This window comes from Bordetella genomosp. 5 (assembly GCF_002261315.1).
Taxonomy (GTDB): Bacteria; Pseudomonadota; Gammaproteobacteria; order Burkholderiales; family Burkholderiaceae_B; genus Bordetella.
This window is the reverse complement of record NZ_NEVP01000011.1, coordinates 294,209-309,917: the sequence shown is the minus strand read 5'-3', so window position 1 is coordinate 309,917 and position 15,709 is coordinate 294,209. Positions and strand designations below refer to the sequence as shown.

The window sequence follows — 15,709 nt, the reverse complement described above, 5'->3', positions numbered from 1 at the left end:
CCCGATCAGACCGCCTTCGCGGCCCCACTTGCAGTTCCATGGCCAGTAACCTTCTTTGCGGGCGTTTCGAGTTGGATCTCGAACGCCCGCTTGTCATGGGCATCGTCAATTGCACGCCGGACTCGTTTTCCGATGCCGGTGAGCACCCCGATGCCGATGCCGCCATCGCGCACGCGCGTCAGCTCGTCGCCGAAGGCGCCCATATTCTCGACCTCGGTGGCGAATCCACCCGGCCGGGCGCCGATCCGGTGCCGGCCGACGAAGAGCTGCGCCGGCTGCTGCCGGTGATCGAGGCGATGCGCGACTGCGGCGTGCCGGTGTCGGTCGACACCTTCAAGCCCGAGGTCATGCGCGCCGTGCTCGACGCCGGCGCCGACATGATCAACGACATCTACGGCTTCCGGCAGCCCGGCGCCATCGAGGCGGTGGCGCAATCGCGCTGCGGCCTGTGTGTCATGCACATGAAGGGTGAGCCGCGCACCATGCAGACGGCGCCCGAGTACACCGACCTGATCGGCGAGATCGGCGTGTTCCTGGGATCCCGGGCGCAGCGTCTGCGCGCCGCCTGGGTCGACCCGAAGCGCATCGTGCTCGATCCCGGTTTCGGCTTTGGCAAGACGCAAGCCCAGAATTATGAATTGCTGCGCAGGCTTCCCAGCCTGCGGGCATCCGGATATCCGCTGTTGATCGGCGTTTCACGTAAATCCATGATCGGGGCGGCGACGGGCCGTCCGGTGGAGGAACGCCTGGCGGGAAGTATTGCCGCCGCCCTGGCAAGCGTGGCTCGGGGTGCCGCGATCGTGCGTGTGCACGACGTGGCGGCCACGGTAGATGCCCTGAAAGTGTGGCAGGCGGCCGAACAAGGAGGACTACCTTTATGAGTCAACGCAAGTATTTCGGCACCGACGGCGTGCGCGGCGAAGTGGGTGGGCAGGTCATCAATGCCGCCTTCGCCCTGCGCCTCGGCTATGCCGCGGGCCGGGTGCTCGCCAAGCGGCACGCGGGCAAAAGCACGACGGGTCGTCCGACGGTCGTGATCGGCAAGGACACGCGGATCTCCGGCTACATGCTGGAATCGGCGCTGGAAGCAGGGCTGTCGGCCGCGGGGATCGACGTGCTGCTGGCCGGCGTGATTCCGACGCCGGCGGTCGCCTACCTCACGCGCGCATTGCGTCTGGTGGCGGGCATCGTGATCAGCGCCTCGCACAATCCCTACCAAGACAACGGCATCAAGTTCTTCTCGGCCGAGGGCACCAAGCTGCCCGATGACGTCGAAGCAGAGATCGAGGCCGCGCTGGAAGGCGAAGTCGGCTGCGTCACGTCCGAGCATCTCGGCCGCGCCCGCCGCATGTCCGACTCCCAGGGCCGCTACATCGAGTTCTGCAAGAGCACGGTGCCGCACACGCTCGACCTGGACGGTTTCCGTCTGGTGGTGGACGCGGCCAACGGCGCCGCGTATCACATCGCCGCGCATGTGTTCCGCGAACTCGGTGCCGAGGTTCACGCCATCGGCGTCTCGCCCGATGGCTTCAACATCAACAAGGGCGTGGGCGCCCTGCACCCCGAGGCGCTGGCCGCCGAGGTCCAGGCCCGCGGCGCGCAGCTGGGCATCGCGCTCGACGGCGACGCCGACCGTCTGCAGATGGTCGACAGCACCGGCCGCATCTACAACGGCGACGAGCTGCTGTACGCCATCGTGCGCGAGCGCATGCAGCGCACCACCGTCGAAGGCGTGGTGGGCACGCTCATGACCAATTACGGTTTCGAGCGCGCCATGGAAGAACTCGGCGTGGGCTTCGAGCGCGCCAACGTGGGCGACCGCTACGTGCTCGAGCAACTGCAGGCGCGAGGCTGGCTGTTCGGCGGCGAGAGCTCCGGGCATCTGCTCTGCCTGGATTGCCACACCACGGGCGACGGCATCATCGCCGCGCTGCAGGTGCTGGCGGCGCTGCGCAAGAGCGGCCGCACGCTGGGCCAGTGGGTGGCCGAACTGCGTCTGTACCCGCAGGTCATGATCAACGTGCCGCTCAAGCCGGGCCAGGACTGGCAGTCGCACGAAGGTCTGGCGCAGGCCCGTAAAGAGGTCGAGGCCGAGCTCGCCGGCCGCGGCCGGGTGCTGATCCGGGCATCGGGCACCGAGCCGAAGCTGCGGCTCATGGTCGAGGCCGAGGACGAGGCGCTGGCACAATCCAACGCCCAAAAGCTGGCCGATAGTCTGGCCTGAGCCTATCGTTCCCTAATTTGTCGGCTCGCCGGCAAATTGCCCGAAGGCCCGCCTCGCGCGGGCCTTCGGCATTCAGGCATGTGAAGTTATGCAAAGCGTCGTCGTTTTTTTGCGCCGCAACAAAGCGGCCGTCCGACGGCCGGCGTAAACTTCATGGTCACGTAACATATCGGTCAGATTACTGACATGACGCTGGGCCACACTTGCGCCACGTCTTAGGAGTTTCCCGCAATGCTCGAACTAGTTCGTTTGGATTCCAGCGGCAAGGGCTCGGCCAATTGGGCAGGTGCAACAGCCCCTGCGCTCGCTGTGGGACTGGCACGAACGGCCGACGAGGTCGAGCAGAGCCAGCGTCTGCGCTACCAGGTTTTCACGGAAGACATGGGTGTGGTTTTCCCCGACGCCCAGGACGGCATCGAGCAGGATCGCTTCGACCGCTGGTGTGAACACCTGATCGTGCGCGAGCTGGACTCCGGCCGCGTGGTCGGCACCTACCGCATCCTCACGCCCGAGAAGGCACGCGAGGCGGGCGGCTACTACTCCGAATCCGAATTCGACCTCTCCGGCCTGGGCGCCATGCGCGACCAGGTCGTCGAGCTGGGCCGCTCGTGCACCCACGCCGACTATCGCGGCGGTGCGGTCATCATGCTGCTGTGGTCCGGCATCGCCAACTTCCTGCACCGCAACGGCTACCGCTACGCGCTCGGATGCGCCAGCGTAAGCCTGCGCGACGACGGCGTCACGGCGGCCGAGGTGTGGCGCACGGTGGCGCGCCAGATGCCCGCCGACGGCGAGCTGCGCGTGGCGCCGCTGCACCGCTATCCCGTCGAAAAGCTCGACAGCACGCTGCCTGCGCGCGTGCCGCCGCTCATCAAGGGCTATCTGAAGGTGGGTGCGCGCGTGTGCGGCGAGCCGGCCTGGGATCCCGATTTCAATGCGGCCGACTTTCCGGTGCTGCTCGACATGGAAGCCATGGACGAGCGCTACCGCCGCCACTTTGGCCTGGACGAGCCGGGCGCCGCGGCGCCGCTGGCCGCGACCGGGACGCGCTGATCATGCGCCGGTTACTGCGTCGCATGAAAGTTCGCTTCGTGCGACGCGTAACCCGGCAAATACGTTTAGAGCTCAAGCAGCTCGAACGAGAAACCGATCTTGCTCCATTCTGATTCTTCGCCCCGCAGGGTGAAGTCGGAGAGCGGATGGCTGTCGAGCCAGCTGCGCTCGGCCTGAACCACGATCGACGTGCCCTTGACCGACACCTTGATCGGCAGGGGATCCACGTCTTCGCGACGGCGCAGCAGCAGGGCCGCCAGCCTGAGGCAGAGAATCGCGATCCACTGCTCACGCGAGCGGACCATGCCCTCGACCTTGCCGAGTTTGCCCTGGTGCGTGAGCGCGAGCAGGGCCATCAGCTGCTGGTCGGCGCGCGAGAAGCCCGGCATGTCGGCATTGTCGAGCACGTAGGCCGTGTGCTTGTGATACGCGTTGTGCGCGATGGACAGGCCCAGCTCGTGCAGGTCGGCGGTCCAGCCGATGGCGTTGCGCAGCTCGGCGCGCTCGGCGCCCTCGGGCATCAGCTCATCGAACAGCGCGAGGGCCGTGTTGCGCACGCGCTTGGCCTGGTTCACGTCGACGTGATAGCGCTTCATGAACTGCCGCACCGACTCGTAGCGCTTGTCGTGTTCGTCGTCGCGGCCCAGCAGGTCGTACAGCACCCCCAGGCGCAGGGCGCCGTCGCCCGTGTGCATGGTGTCGATGTTGAGCTCGTCGAACAGCGCGCTCATGATGGCCAGGCCGCCGGGCAGCACGTCGGCGCGCTCGAGCTTGATGCCGGGCAGCTCGCTCGGCACCACGCGGCCCGAGCGGATGATGCGGTCTTTCAGCTTGGCCAGGCCGGCGCGCGTGATGCCGCGGTCGGAGAAGCCGCATTCGGTCAGGATGGCGTACAGCGCCTTGGCGGTGCCGGAGGACGCGTAGGCTTCTTTCCAGCCCGTCTTGCGATACTGCTTGGCGATGACTTCGATCTCGCGGCGCGCCGCGAGCTCGGCCAGCTTCATCTGATAGGCGTCGACCGAGCCGTCACTGAAGAACTGGCGGCTGTAGCTCACACAACCCATGTACAGCGAAGACATCAGGTTGGGCTCGAAGCCCTTGCCGATGATCACTTCGGTGGAGCCGCCGCCGATGTCGATGACCAGGCGCTTGTTGGGCGAGGGCGGCAGGCTGTGCGCCACGCCCGAGAAGATCAGGCGGGCCTCTTCGCGGCCGGCGATGACTTCGATCGGGAAGCCCAGCGCGGCTTCGGCGCGCGGCAGGAATTCCGGCGTGTTGCGCGCCACGCGGAACGTATTGGTGGCAACGGCGCGTACGCGATTGGGATGGAAACTGCGCAGTCGCTCGCCGAAGCGCTCGAGCACGGAGACGGCGCGGTTGATCGCGTCGTCGTCGAGGCGGCGGTCGCTGGACAGGCCGGCGGCAAGACGTACGGTTTCTTTGAGGCGGTCGATCTGGTAGATCTGAGCCACGCCGTTCTCGAGAACGACGCGGCCGATGGACAGGCGAAAGCTATTGGACCCGAGGTCCACGGCAGCCAGTAGATGATCCATGCGGCGTGTGGGTGAGGCTTGATGACTTGAAGTGCCGGCCATTATAGAGACCCCATATGACAGCTCCGTCCGTAGATGCGATTTCCATGACAAGAAAAACGTAACTGTCATATGTCCCGCATTTGGCGTACGCTAGATGCGCGCAGACATATCATGACGCAACTCCGAAGGCCCCGCGAGCCGCGGGTGCAGTGTCATGGAACCGTCACGAATTTGCAGTAAAAACCGAAGCTGCTATTTTTGCCATGGAATCCGGTATGTCCACTCGTTCGTCCACCGAGCCGCTGCTCCTCAATCGTGAACTCTCGCTGCTGAAATTCAACGAACGGGTGCTGGCGATGGCCGAAAACCCGCGGACGCCGTTGCTCGAACGCCTGCGCTATGTGTGCATCGTCAGCTCCAACCTCGACGAGTTTTTCGAGATCCGGATTTCGAGCCTGAAAGAGCAGAAGCGCCAGGATCCGGACGTGGTCGGCGTGGACGGCCGCACGCTGCGCGAGGCGTTCAACGAGGTGCAGAGCGGGGTGCACGCGCTGGTGCAGCGCCAGTACGACCTGCTCAACGATCAGATCCTGCCGCGTCTGCAGGCCGAAGGCATCGTGCTGCACCACGCCTCGGAGTGGAACGAGGCACAGTCGGCGTGGGCGCTCGAGGTGTTCAACCGCGACGTGATGCCGCTGCTCACACCGATCGGTCTGGACCCGGCCCACCCGTTTCCCCGCGTCTACAACAAGAGCCTGAACTTCATCGTTGCCCTCTCGGGTGCCGATGCCTTTGGCCGCCAGGCCTCGATCGCCGTGGTGCAGGCGCCGCGCGCGCTGCCGCGCCTGATCAAGATGCCGCCGGAAATCTCCGGCCATCCCGATGGCTACATCCTGCTCACTTCGCTGCTGCGCGCCTTCGTGGGCGAGCTGTTTCCGGGCCTGGAGATGCTGGGCTGCTATCAGTGGCGCGTCACCCGCAACAGCGACCTGTTCGTCGACGAGGAAGAAGTCACGAACCTGCGTCACGCGCTGCAGGGCGAGCTGTCGCAGCGCAACTTCGGCGCCGCGGTGCGCCTGGAGATCGACAAGCTCACGCCGCCCGATCTCGAGGCCTATCTGCAACGCGAGTTCTCGCTCAAGCCCGAAGACACCTATCGCGTGAGCGGCCCGGTGAATCTGTCGCGCCTGATGCAGATCTGCAATACCAATACCCGGCCCGACCTGCTGTTCCCGTCGTACCACGCGCCGGTGCCGGCGCCGTTCGACGAGGTGAGCGACAAGCCCGCCGAGTTGTTTGCCGCCGTGGCCGAGCGCGATCAGCTGCTGCACCATCCTTATCAATCGTTCCAGCCGGTGATCTCGTTCCTGACCGCCGCCGCGCGCGATCCGGATGTGATGGCCATCAAGCAGACCATCTACCGCACCGGCGAAGACTCCGAGCTGATGCAGATCCTGCTGGCGGCCGCACGTGCCGGCAAGGAAGTGACGGTGGTCGTGGAGCTGATGGCGCGCTTCGACGAGCAGACCAACATCAACTGGGCCGCCCGCCTCGAAGAGGTGGGCGCGCATGTGGTGTACGGGGTGGTCGCGCACAAGACCCACGCCAAGATGGCGCTGGTGCTGCGCCGCGAAGGTGGCCGCCTGCGGCGTTACGCGCACTTGGGCACCGGCAACTATCATCCCCGCACGGCACGGCTTTACACCGACTTCGGCCTCATCACCGCCGATCCGCGTCTGTGCGAAGACATGGACAAGGTCTTCGGCCAGCTCACCGGCCTGGGCGCGCGGCGTCAGCTCAAGTCGCTGCTGCAGTCGCCGTTCTCGCTGCACGAAGGCATGGTGCACCTGATCCGCGCCGAGGCGAAGGCGGCCAAGGCCGGCAAGCGGGCCCGCATCATGGCCAAGATGAATTCGCTGCTGGAAGAGCAGGTGATCGAAGAGCTCTACAAGGCCAGCCAGGCCGGGGTCAAGATCGATCTGATCGTGCGGGGCGTGTGCGCGCTGCGCGCCGGTGTGCCCGGCCTGTCGGAGAACATCAAGGTGCGTTCCATCATCGGGCGCTTCCTCGAACACTCGCGCGTGTTCTATTTCTACGCGGACGGCGCGGAGACGGTCTATCTTTCGTCGGCCGACTGGATGGACCGCAACTTCTTCCGCCGCGTCGAGATCGCGTTCCCGATCTACGACAAGACGCTCAAGAAGCGCGTGATCGACGAGGCCTTCACGTATGCCCTGCGCGACAACCAGCTCTCCTGGCAGGGACTGCCGGACGGCAGCTACGCCCGCGTGCGCAGCCGCCGCGAGCCGTTCGATCTGCACGATCATCTGATGCACAAGCTCGGCGGCTGACCGCCGCGCGAGCGCAAAAAACCGGGCCGGCATTGCCGGCCCTTTGTCATTGAAGTGAATAGGGGCGGATCGGACGCCGCCGCTCGGGCGGGCCGCTTTCTTGCGCGGATTTGCCTGAAATTGCGCGTAATTCGGCGCTTTTTACCCGCGCGCCGCATGTGGCCCCGGGCTGCGAATGAAAATTTTCATTCATTTTGACCGCCGTTTATGACTGTCACTATCCCGTCATATTGAGGCTCTACCATTCGTTCCGTGCCCAGACAGGCGACCTCAGAAAGCCTGCAGGACCTCTTTAAACGAGCACAGAAGGAACCCTCAATGTTCAACCGTGTCTTCAAGCAAGTTTCCCTCGGCGTCGCCCTGAGCGCCGCTGTTTTCGCCGTGCAAGCCGCCGACATCACCGGCGCCGGCGCATCGTTCCCGTACCCGATCTACGCCAAGTGGGCGTCGGATTACAAGGCAGCCACCAACAACGCCGTGAACTATCAGTCGATCGGTTCGGGCGGTGGCCAGCAACAGATCAAGGCCAAGACGGTCGATTTCGGCGCTTCGGATGACCCCCTCAAGGCGGAAGACCTCGAGAAGAGTGGTCTGCTCCAGTTCCCGGCCGTGATCGGTGGCACCGTGGCCGTCGTGAACGTCGACGGCGTGGCCCCGGGCCAACTGAAGCTGTCGGGCAAGGTTCTGGCCGACATCTACCTCGGCAAGGTCAAGAAGTGGGACGACGCGGCCATCAAGTCGCTGAACGGCGATCTGAAGCTGCCCTCGACCGACATCGTCGTGGTGCACCGTTCGGACGGTTCGGGCACGACCTTCGGCTGGACGAACTACCTCTCGAAGGTGTCGCCCGAGTGGAAGTCGCAAGTCGGTGAAGGCAAGGCCGTGAAGTGGCCCACCGGTCAGGGCGGCAAGGGCAACGAAGGCGTCGCCGCCTACGTCGGCCAGCTGAAGAACTCGATCGGCTACGTCGAATACGCCTACGCCAAGCAGAACAAGCTGGCCTGGACCCAACTGCAGAACGCCGATGGCAAGTTCGTGCAGCCCGAGCAGAAGGCCTTCGCCGCCGCTGCCGCCAACGCCGACTGGAAGAGCGCGCCTGGCATGGGTGTGGTCCTGACCAACGAGCCGGGTGCCGAGTCGTGGCCCGTCACCGCCGCCACCTTCATCCTGATCCACAAGAATCAGGACAAGCCGGCGCAAGGCAAGGCCGTGCTCGAGTTCTTCGACTGGGCCTTCAAGAATGGCGCCAAGTCGGCTGAAGCGCTCGACTACGTGCCGCTGCCCGACGCCGTGACGAACCAGATCCGTACCGCCTGGCAAGAAGTGAAGGGCGCCGACGGCAAGCCGGTCTACACGTCGAAGTAATACCCGCGTGACCGGCCGCCCTCGGGCGGCCGGCACGAAATGCCGGCCGGGTCACACCGGCCGGCGTGCCCAGAAGACCTTGTCGCTGTTCCTTGTGCAGCGCGTGCAGCAACGACAGAGCAACTACAGGAAAGCCTTTCCATGAGCGCGGTAATGGATAATAGTGTGCCGCTGTCCAAACGGGCGGACTCCACAACCGGTACGCCTTCGCCTATGAAGCCTAGCAATAACGCGCTGATGGATGCGCTTTTCAAGAACCTGACCCGCCTGTTCGCCTTCCTGGTGTTCATTCTGCTGGCGGCGATCATGGTCTCCCTGATCTACGGTAGCCGCGAATCGCTCGCCAAGTATGGCCTGTCGTTCCTGTGGCTCAACGACTGGGACCCCGTCAATCAGAACTTCGGCGCGGTCGTGCCGATCATCGGCACGCTGCTGACCTCGGCCATCGCGCTCATCATCGCCGTGCCCGTGTCGTTCGGCATCGCCGTCTTCCTGACCGAACTCTCGCCCACGTGGCTGCGCCGTCCGCTCGGCACCGCCATCGAAATGCTGGCCGCCATCCCGTCGATCATCTACGGCATGTGGGGCCTGTTCGTGTTCGTGCCGGTGTTCCAGGTCTACGTGCAGCCCTATCTGATCGCCACGCTCGGCAGCCTGCCGGTGATCGGCGGCCTGTTCGCGGGGCCGCCGTTCGGTATCGGCATCTTCACCGCCGGCCTGATTCTCTCGATCATGATCATCCCGTTCATCGCGGCGGTCATGCGCGACGTGTTCGAACTGGTGCCGCCGCTGCTCAAAGAGTCGGCTTACGGCCTGGGCAGCACGACCTGGGAAGTGATGTGGAAAGTGGTGTTGCCGTTCACGCGTTCGGGTGTCATCGGCGGCATCATGCTGGGCCTGGGCCGCGCGCTCGGCGAAACGATGGCGGTCACGTTCGTGATCGGTAACGCGTTCCGCTTTTCCGAGTCGCTGTTCTCACCGGGCAACTCGATCGCCTCGGCACTGGCCAACGAATTCAACGAGGCCGGTGGCATTCAGAAGTCCGCGCTGCTCGAGCTTGGCCTGATCCTCTTCCTGATCACGACCGTCGTGCTGGCCATCGCCAAGGTGATGCTGGTTCGCCTGTCGGCCAGCGAAGGCACCAAGACCTGACGCCCACGTACCGAGAAGACGACTCATGGCTTACTCCGCCCTCTCCATGCACAACAGCGTGTACCAGCGCCGCCGCATCATCAATCGCCTGATGCTGACGGTCTCGCTGGGCGCGCTCGTGTTCGGCCTGTTCTGGCTGTTCTGGATCATCCTGACGCTGCTGACGAAAGGCGCGCCCGCGCTGTCGTTCGCGCTCTTCACCGAGATCACGCCGCCGCCGGGCCAGACCGGTGGTCTGCTGAACGCGGTGGTGGGCAGCCTGATGATGGCCGGCATCGGCACGCTCATCGGCACGCCGATCGGCATCCTGGCCGGCACCTACCTGGCCGAGTACGGCCAGCGCGGCTGGCTCGCGCCGGCCACGCGCTTCCTGAACGACGTGCTGCTGTCGGCGCCGTCGATCATCATCGGTCTGTTCATCTACGCCGTGTATGTGGCGCAGGTGGGCCACTACTCGGGTTGGGCCGGTGCGCTGGCGCTGTCCATCCTGGTGATTCCGGTGGTGGTGCGCACGACCGACAACATGCTGCTGCTGGTGCCCAACAGCCTGCGCGAGGCGACCGCCGCGCTGGGCTGCCCGAAGTACCGCATGATCACGCTGGTGTGCTACCGCGCTGCCCGCAGCGGCATCATCACCGGCATCCTGCTGGCGGTGGCCCGCATCTCCGGCGAAACCGCGCCGCTGCTGTTCACCGCGCTGTCCAACCAATTCATGTCCTGGAACATGAACGCGCCGATGGCCAACCTGCCCGTCGTGATCTACCAATACGCCGCCAGCCCCTTCAAGGACTGGAATGACCTGGCCTGGGCCGGCGCCACGTTGATCACGCTGCTGGTGCTTGGCATCAACATCCTGGCCCGTAACCTGTTCCGCAAGTAATTCATCGACGCCCGCCGGCGGGGGCAACACGACCCGCCGCCGGCACCAAGGAAAGTCAAATGGAAAACACCGCTACCGCCGTCAAATCCAAGCTTGAGGTCAAGAACCTCAACTTCTACTACGGCAAGTTTCATGCGATCCGCAATGTGAACATGTCGATCCGCGAAAACAAGGTCACGGCCTTCATCGGTCCGTCCGGCTGCGGCAAGTCGACACTGCTGCGCACCTTCAATCGCATGTTCGAACTCTATCCGGGCCAACGCGCCGAGGGCGAAATCCTCCTCGACGGCGAGAACCTGCTCACCTCCAAGACCGATATCTCGCTGATCCGCGCGAAGGTCGGCATGGTGTTCCAGAAGCCCACGCCGTTCCCGATGAGCATCTACGACAACATCGCCTTCGGCGTGCGTCTGTTCGAGAAACTGAGCAAGGGCGAAATGGACGAGCGCGTCGAATGGGCGCTCACCAAGGCCGCGCTCTGGAACGAAGTGAAGGACAAGCTGCACCAGAACGGCAACAGCCTGTCGGGCGGCCAGCAACAGCGTCTGTGCATCGCGCGCGGCGTGGCCATCAAGCCCGAAGTGCTGCTGCTCGACGAGCCCTGCTCGGCCCTGGACCCGATCTCGACCGCCAAGATCGAAGAGCTGATCGCCGAACTGAAGCATGAATACACCGTGGTCATCGTGACCCACAACATGCAACAGGCTGCGCGCTGCTCCGACTACACCGCCTACATGTACCTGGGCGAGCTGATGGAGTTCGGCGCGACCGACCAGATCTTCGTGAAGCCCTCGCGCAAAGAAACCGAGGACTACATCACAGGCCGCTTCGGCTGATCGCAGTACAGCCGCCCACCCCGATCTGGTATAGTTTCGGTCCTTCGGGGCGTAGCGCAGCCTGGTAGCGCATCTGCTTTGGGAGCAGAGGGTCGTGAGTTCGAATCCCACCGCCCCGACCAATAAAATCAAAGGGTTAGCTCAATGTTGTTGAGCTAACCTTTTTTTTTGCTGGGCATATGGGACAACATATGGGACAACGAACTTGCAGTTGGGGTGAGCAAGTTCAGGCGGCATCAAGGCAAGGATGTGCACTCGGTGGCAGCAGCGCATTTCGGGACTTGCCGGGTCTCTGCCGGGTTCGGGTGGGCGGGCGCTTTCGCTGCGCTTCGGGCCCATCAGGCCCATCCCGTGGGTTGGGGGCTGACATCGGCCCGCGGTTGGTCGCGTTGGCCCGGGAAACGGAAAGATTGCTGGGACTTGCCTGACCGGCTCCGCCTCCGAGCGTAGAGATTTTTTGGACAGAACATAAATTTTTTTTTCTTTTCCCGGACGATAGTTTGCGAACATGCGCCTAGAGCTTTAAGGCCATAAGAACGCATCGGGAGACAAAAATGTTCTGTAAGAATGCCGCGCGCAAGCGCATACACATCGCGGCGGCTGCGTTCATCGCGGCCGCTGCGTTCACCGTTTCCGGTCATGCATCCGCGCAGGCTGCCGACACCTATCCCAGCAAGCCCATTCGCCTGATCATCCCGTACCCGCCCGGCGGCGCGACCGACGTCATCGGACGTATCGTAGGCCAGCGCCTGAGCGAGCAGATCGGGGGCCAGGTCGTGATCGAGAACCGGGGCGGGGCGGGCGGCAATATCGGCGCTGCCGAAGTGGCGCGCGCGCAGCCTGACGGGTACACCCTCCTGATGGGGGCGCTGACCTCGCACTCGGTCATGGCGACCCTGGAAAAGGACACCATTGCTTACGACCTGCGCAAAGACTTTGCGCCGGTCGGGGTAGTTGGTTTCGTCCCGCTGGTGGCGGTGGTCAATCCCGAGCTGCCGATCAAATCCTTGGCCGAGCTCGTGAGCTACGCAAAAGCCAAACCCGGAAAACTCAACTTCGCCTCATCGGGCGCCGGCGCTCCCCAGCGCATGGCCATGGAACTGTTCAAGCAGATCACGGGCGTCAACATCGTGCACGTGGCTTACCGCGGCAGCGGCCCGGCCATGACCGACCTGGTCGGTGGCCAGGTGGAGACGATGACGGAGACGGTCCCGGCCGCGATCTCCTTTATCAAGTCCGGCCAGCTGCGTCCGCTGGCCGTGTTGACGCCGCAACGCGTGTCGATGCTGCCGGACGTCCCGACCGCAGAGGAGCAGGGCTTCAGCGGCTTCAACGTCAGTTCGCTCTTTGGCGTCATGGCGCCGGCGGGCACGCCGGCTCCCATCGTCGCCAAGATCAACAAAGCGCTGGTGACTGCGCTGGCCAAGGACGATGCCAAGGCCCAGCTGCTGCAGCAAGGCGTCTACGCCGACGCGCTCGACGTCGATGCCTCCAAGGCGCGCCTGAACGCGGAAATCGAGCAGTGGGCCAAGGTCATCCGCGACGGTGGCATCACCGCAAAGTAACTGGAAGCAGCCGAACAAGATGAGCAAGAAAACTAACGGGGCGGCGCAGGACGAGGCTAGCGGCCTGCGCAAGGGCCTTACCAGCTACGGCGACAGCGGATTCTCGCTGTTCCTGAGAAAGGCCTTCATCAAAGGTGCGGGGTATACGGACGGGGCGCTGGATCGGCCCGTCATCGGCATCGCCAACACGGGCAGCGCCTACAACCCCTGCCATGGCAATGCGCCGCAGCTGCTGGAAGCGGTCAAGCGCGGCATCATGTTCGCCGGCGGGCTGCCGATGGACTTCCCGACCATCTCCATCCACGAGAGCTTCTCCTTTCCCACGAGCATGTACCTGCGCAACCTCATGTCCATGGACACCGAGGAGCTGATACGCGCGCAGCCCATGGATGCGGTGGTGTTGATAGGCGGATGCGACAAGACCGTGCCCGCCCAGCTGATGGGCGCCGCCTCCGCGGACATTCCTGCGATCCAGCTGGTGACGGGATCGATGCTGACGGGGTCGCATCGCTCTGAACGAGTCGGCGCATGCACGGATTGCCGCAGGTACTGGGGCAAGTACCGGGCCGAGGAGATCGACGACCAGGAGATCGCCGACGTCAACAACCAGTTGGTGGCCAGCGTGGGCACCTGTTCGGTCATGGGTACCGCAAGCACCATGGCGTGCATCGCCGAAGCGCTGGGCATGACGGTGCCTGGCGGCGCCTCGCCTCCCGCAGTGACGGCGGACCGAATGCGCATCGCCGAACTCACCGGCGCGCAGGCCGTCGAAATCGCGAGGCAACGCCTGCGCATCTCGAAGATCCTTACCGCGGATGCGTTCGAGAATGCGATGCGGGTGCTGTTGGCCATAGGAGGATCGACGAACGGCATCATCCATCTCACCGCCATCGCCGGGCGGTTGGGCCTGGACCTGGACCTCAAAGCGCTGGACCGCATGGGCCGCGAGACGCCAGTTCTGGTGGACTTGAAGCCTTCCGGCCAGCACTACATGGAAGACTTTCACAAGGCTGGCGGCATGGCCACGCTGCTGCGCGAGCTCAAGCCCTTGCTGAAGCTCGATGCGCTGACGGTGACCGGCAGGACGCTTGGCGAGGAGATCGAGCGCGCGGGACCGGGGTTCACGCAGAGCGTGGTCAAGACAAGGCAGGACCCGATCTATCCGCAGGGAGGGATCGCCGTGCTGTCGGGCAACCTGGCGCCCGAAGGCGCCATCATCAAGCAGTCGTCTGCCAATGCCGCGCTGATGGAACACGAAGGGCGCGCCGTGGTGTTCGAGAACGCCGAGGACCTGGCGAGCCGTATCGACGCCGCGGACCTGGACGTCACGCCGCAGGACATACTGGTACTGAAGAACATCGGGCCGAAGGGGGCGCCCGGCATGCCGGAGGCGGGCTACATCCCTATCCCGAAGAAACTGGCGTCTCAGGGCGTGAAGGACATCATCCGGATATCGGACGGCCGCATGAGCGGCACCGCCTTCGGCACCATTGTGCTGCACGTCACGCCGGAAGCCGCCATAGGCGGGCCGCTGGCCTATGTGCGCAACGGCGACCGCATACGGCTTAGCGTCAGCCAGCGGGAAATTTCCCTGTTGATCCCCGAAGAAGAGCTGGAACGCCGCCGCCGCGAGCAGCCCGTCACGCCTCCCACGGCCGAGCGCGGCTACAAAAAGCTCTTCCTGGATACGGTGACTCAGGCCGACAAGGGCGTCGATTTTGATTTCCTGCGCGGCGTGCCAGCCAAACCGAAGTAGGGCTACTCCTTTGCCTCGCGTTCTTCCAGGCCCCCGAAAATGGCGCGGGCGTCCTGGGAAATCGACGCGGCCATCTTGGCGTGATGGCCGCGGGTGTTCCAGATCAGGCCGTTCCTGCGCACGGGAGCGCGGTTGGGCAGGGGGATGCGCGCCACATCCAGCGACTTCCACATGGAGGACCAGTCCGGAATCAGCGCGACGCCCAGGCCTTCGTGCACCAGGGCGACGATGGCAAGCAGGCCGTCGATCTCCAGGCGCTGTTTCGGCCAGATCTGATGATCGCGCAGATAGCGGTCCGCCAGCTGACCGCCATAGATATTCCGGTCATAGCGTATGAAGGGTTGGGTCGACAGCAGGGTGTGGGCGTCCTGCCCGGCAAGATGGGAAGGGGCCACGACGACCAGCGGCTCTTCCATGAACGGCTGCCAGAGACAGCTTTTAGGCACGGAGAACTGGGGCTCCACCACGATCGCCGCATCGAGCTCTCCGTTGACCACCTTGGCGCACAGGTCGATGGAGCCGCCCGGCGTAACGAACACCGATGCATCCGGATGCCGGCGGTACAGGGACTTGAGGATGTGGGGCAGCACGTTCGTGAGCGCCGAGACGAAGCAACCGATGCGGAACTCGCCGGGCTGGTCCCCATCGATGGCAATGGCGCGCAGGTCACGGATATTCCGGATGGCCGCCTTGGTGCCTTCCAGAATCCGCATGCCGCTTTCGGTTGGCCTGACCGAGCGGCCCGATCGCTTGACCAGTGCTACGCCCAGGTCCATCTCCAGCGCCTTGATGCGGGCGGCGATGGCGGCCGAGGTCAGGTCGAGCTTGCGCGCCGCTTCGGCGAACGAACCGGCTTCGACGACCTCGACGAAGCTTTGCATGCACTTTATGTCCATGATGCGCCGGGCTCTCGCCCTGGAGGGAGTAACTTCAGATTGAAGATCGCACGAACCGCTACGAGCCCGGCCGCGAAAGCTGCAGGCTTGTCGCGC

Annotated in this window: 12 protein-coding genes and 1 tRNA gene; 11 read left to right on the top strand and 2 right to left on the bottom strand. The window is 64.4% G+C overall.

Annotated elements, in window-relative coordinates:
* Positions 1 to 38 precede the first annotated feature (38 nt).
* From folP to CAL25_RS18545, 3 genes are all read left to right on the top strand, one after another.
* The gene (gene folP / locus CAL25_RS18555; RefSeq protein WP_094802715.1) at positions 39 to 881 is read left to right on the top strand and encodes a dihydropteroate synthase; all 843 of its coding nucleotides are present in this window, start codon (positions 39 to 41) and stop codon (positions 879 to 881) included.
* Positions 878 to 2,224: a phosphoglucosamine mutase gene (glmM, locus tag CAL25_RS18550; protein ID WP_094802713.1), complete on the top strand. Its 1,347-nt coding sequence runs from the start codon at positions 878 to 880 to the stop codon at positions 2,222 to 2,224. Before folP ends, glmM begins: the two co-directional genes overlap by 4 nt.
* A 231-nt stretch (positions 2,225 to 2,455) precedes the next feature.
* Entirely contained in the window at positions 2,456 to 3,277 is an 822-nt protein-coding gene (locus CAL25_RS18545; protein WP_094802672.1) for a GNAT family N-acetyltransferase, read from the top strand.
* A gap of 65 nt (positions 3,278 to 3,342) precedes the next feature.
* Here CAL25_RS18545 and ppx read toward each other — a convergent pair whose 3' ends face one another.
* A complete protein-coding gene (ppx, locus tag CAL25_RS18540) occupies positions 3,343 to 4,830 on the bottom strand; it encodes an exopolyphosphatase (protein ID WP_094802670.1) in 1,488 nt (495 codons plus the stop codon).
* A gap of 257 nt (positions 4,831 to 5,087) precedes the next feature.
* Here ppx and ppk1 point away from each other — a divergent pair, with 257 nt between their 5' ends.
* From ppk1 to CAL25_RS18500, 8 genes are all read left to right on the top strand, one after another.
* Positions 5,088 to 7,163, top strand: a complete 2,076-nt coding sequence (gene ppk1 / locus CAL25_RS18535; protein ID WP_094802668.1) for a polyphosphate kinase 1 — start codon at positions 5,088 to 5,090, stop codon at positions 7,161 to 7,163.
* Between the two features lie 318 nt (positions 7,164 to 7,481).
* Entirely contained in the window at positions 7,482 to 8,528 is a 1,047-nt protein-coding gene (pstS, locus tag CAL25_RS18530) for a phosphate ABC transporter substrate-binding protein PstS (RefSeq protein ID WP_094802666.1), read from the top strand.
* 141 nt (positions 8,529 to 8,669) lie between these two features.
* Complete coding sequence (pstC, locus tag CAL25_RS18525) at positions 8,670 to 9,680, top strand: phosphate ABC transporter permease subunit PstC (protein ID WP_094802664.1); 1,011 nt, start codon at positions 8,670 to 8,672, stop codon at positions 9,678 to 9,680.
* A 25-nt stretch (positions 9,681 to 9,705) separates the two neighbouring features.
* Positions 9,706 to 10,560, top strand: coding sequence for a phosphate ABC transporter permease PstA (gene pstA / locus CAL25_RS18520; RefSeq protein WP_094802662.1), 855 nt, complete (start codon positions 9,706 to 9,708; stop codon positions 10,558 to 10,560).
* A gap of 59 nt (positions 10,561 to 10,619) precedes the next feature.
* The gene (gene pstB, locus CAL25_RS18515; RefSeq protein WP_094802660.1) at positions 10,620 to 11,396 is read left to right on the top strand and encodes a phosphate ABC transporter ATP-binding protein PstB; all 777 of its coding nucleotides are present in this window, start codon (positions 10,620 to 10,622) and stop codon (positions 11,394 to 11,396) included.
* A gap of 45 nt (positions 11,397 to 11,441) precedes the next feature.
* Positions 11,442 to 11,518 (top strand) — tRNA-Pro (locus tag CAL25_RS18510).
* A 432-nt stretch (positions 11,519 to 11,950) separates the two neighbouring features.
* Positions 11,951 to 12,961, top strand: a complete 1,011-nt coding sequence (locus tag CAL25_RS18505; RefSeq protein ID WP_094802658.1) for a Bug family tripartite tricarboxylate transporter substrate binding protein — start codon at positions 11,951 to 11,953, stop codon at positions 12,959 to 12,961.
* Positions 12,962 to 12,980: 19 nt separating this feature from the next.
* A complete protein-coding gene (locus CAL25_RS18500) occupies positions 12,981 to 14,717 on the top strand; it encodes an IlvD/Edd family dehydratase (RefSeq protein ID WP_094802656.1) in 1,737 nt (578 codons plus the stop codon).
* 2 nt (positions 14,718 to 14,719) lie between these two features.
* Here the strand turns inward: CAL25_RS18500 and CAL25_RS18495 are convergent, their stop codons facing one another.
* Positions 14,720 to 15,613, bottom strand: coding sequence for a LysR family transcriptional regulator (locus tag CAL25_RS18495; protein ID WP_094802654.1), 894 nt, complete (start codon positions 15,611 to 15,613; stop codon positions 14,720 to 14,722).
* Positions 15,614 to 15,709: the final 96 nt, after the last annotated feature.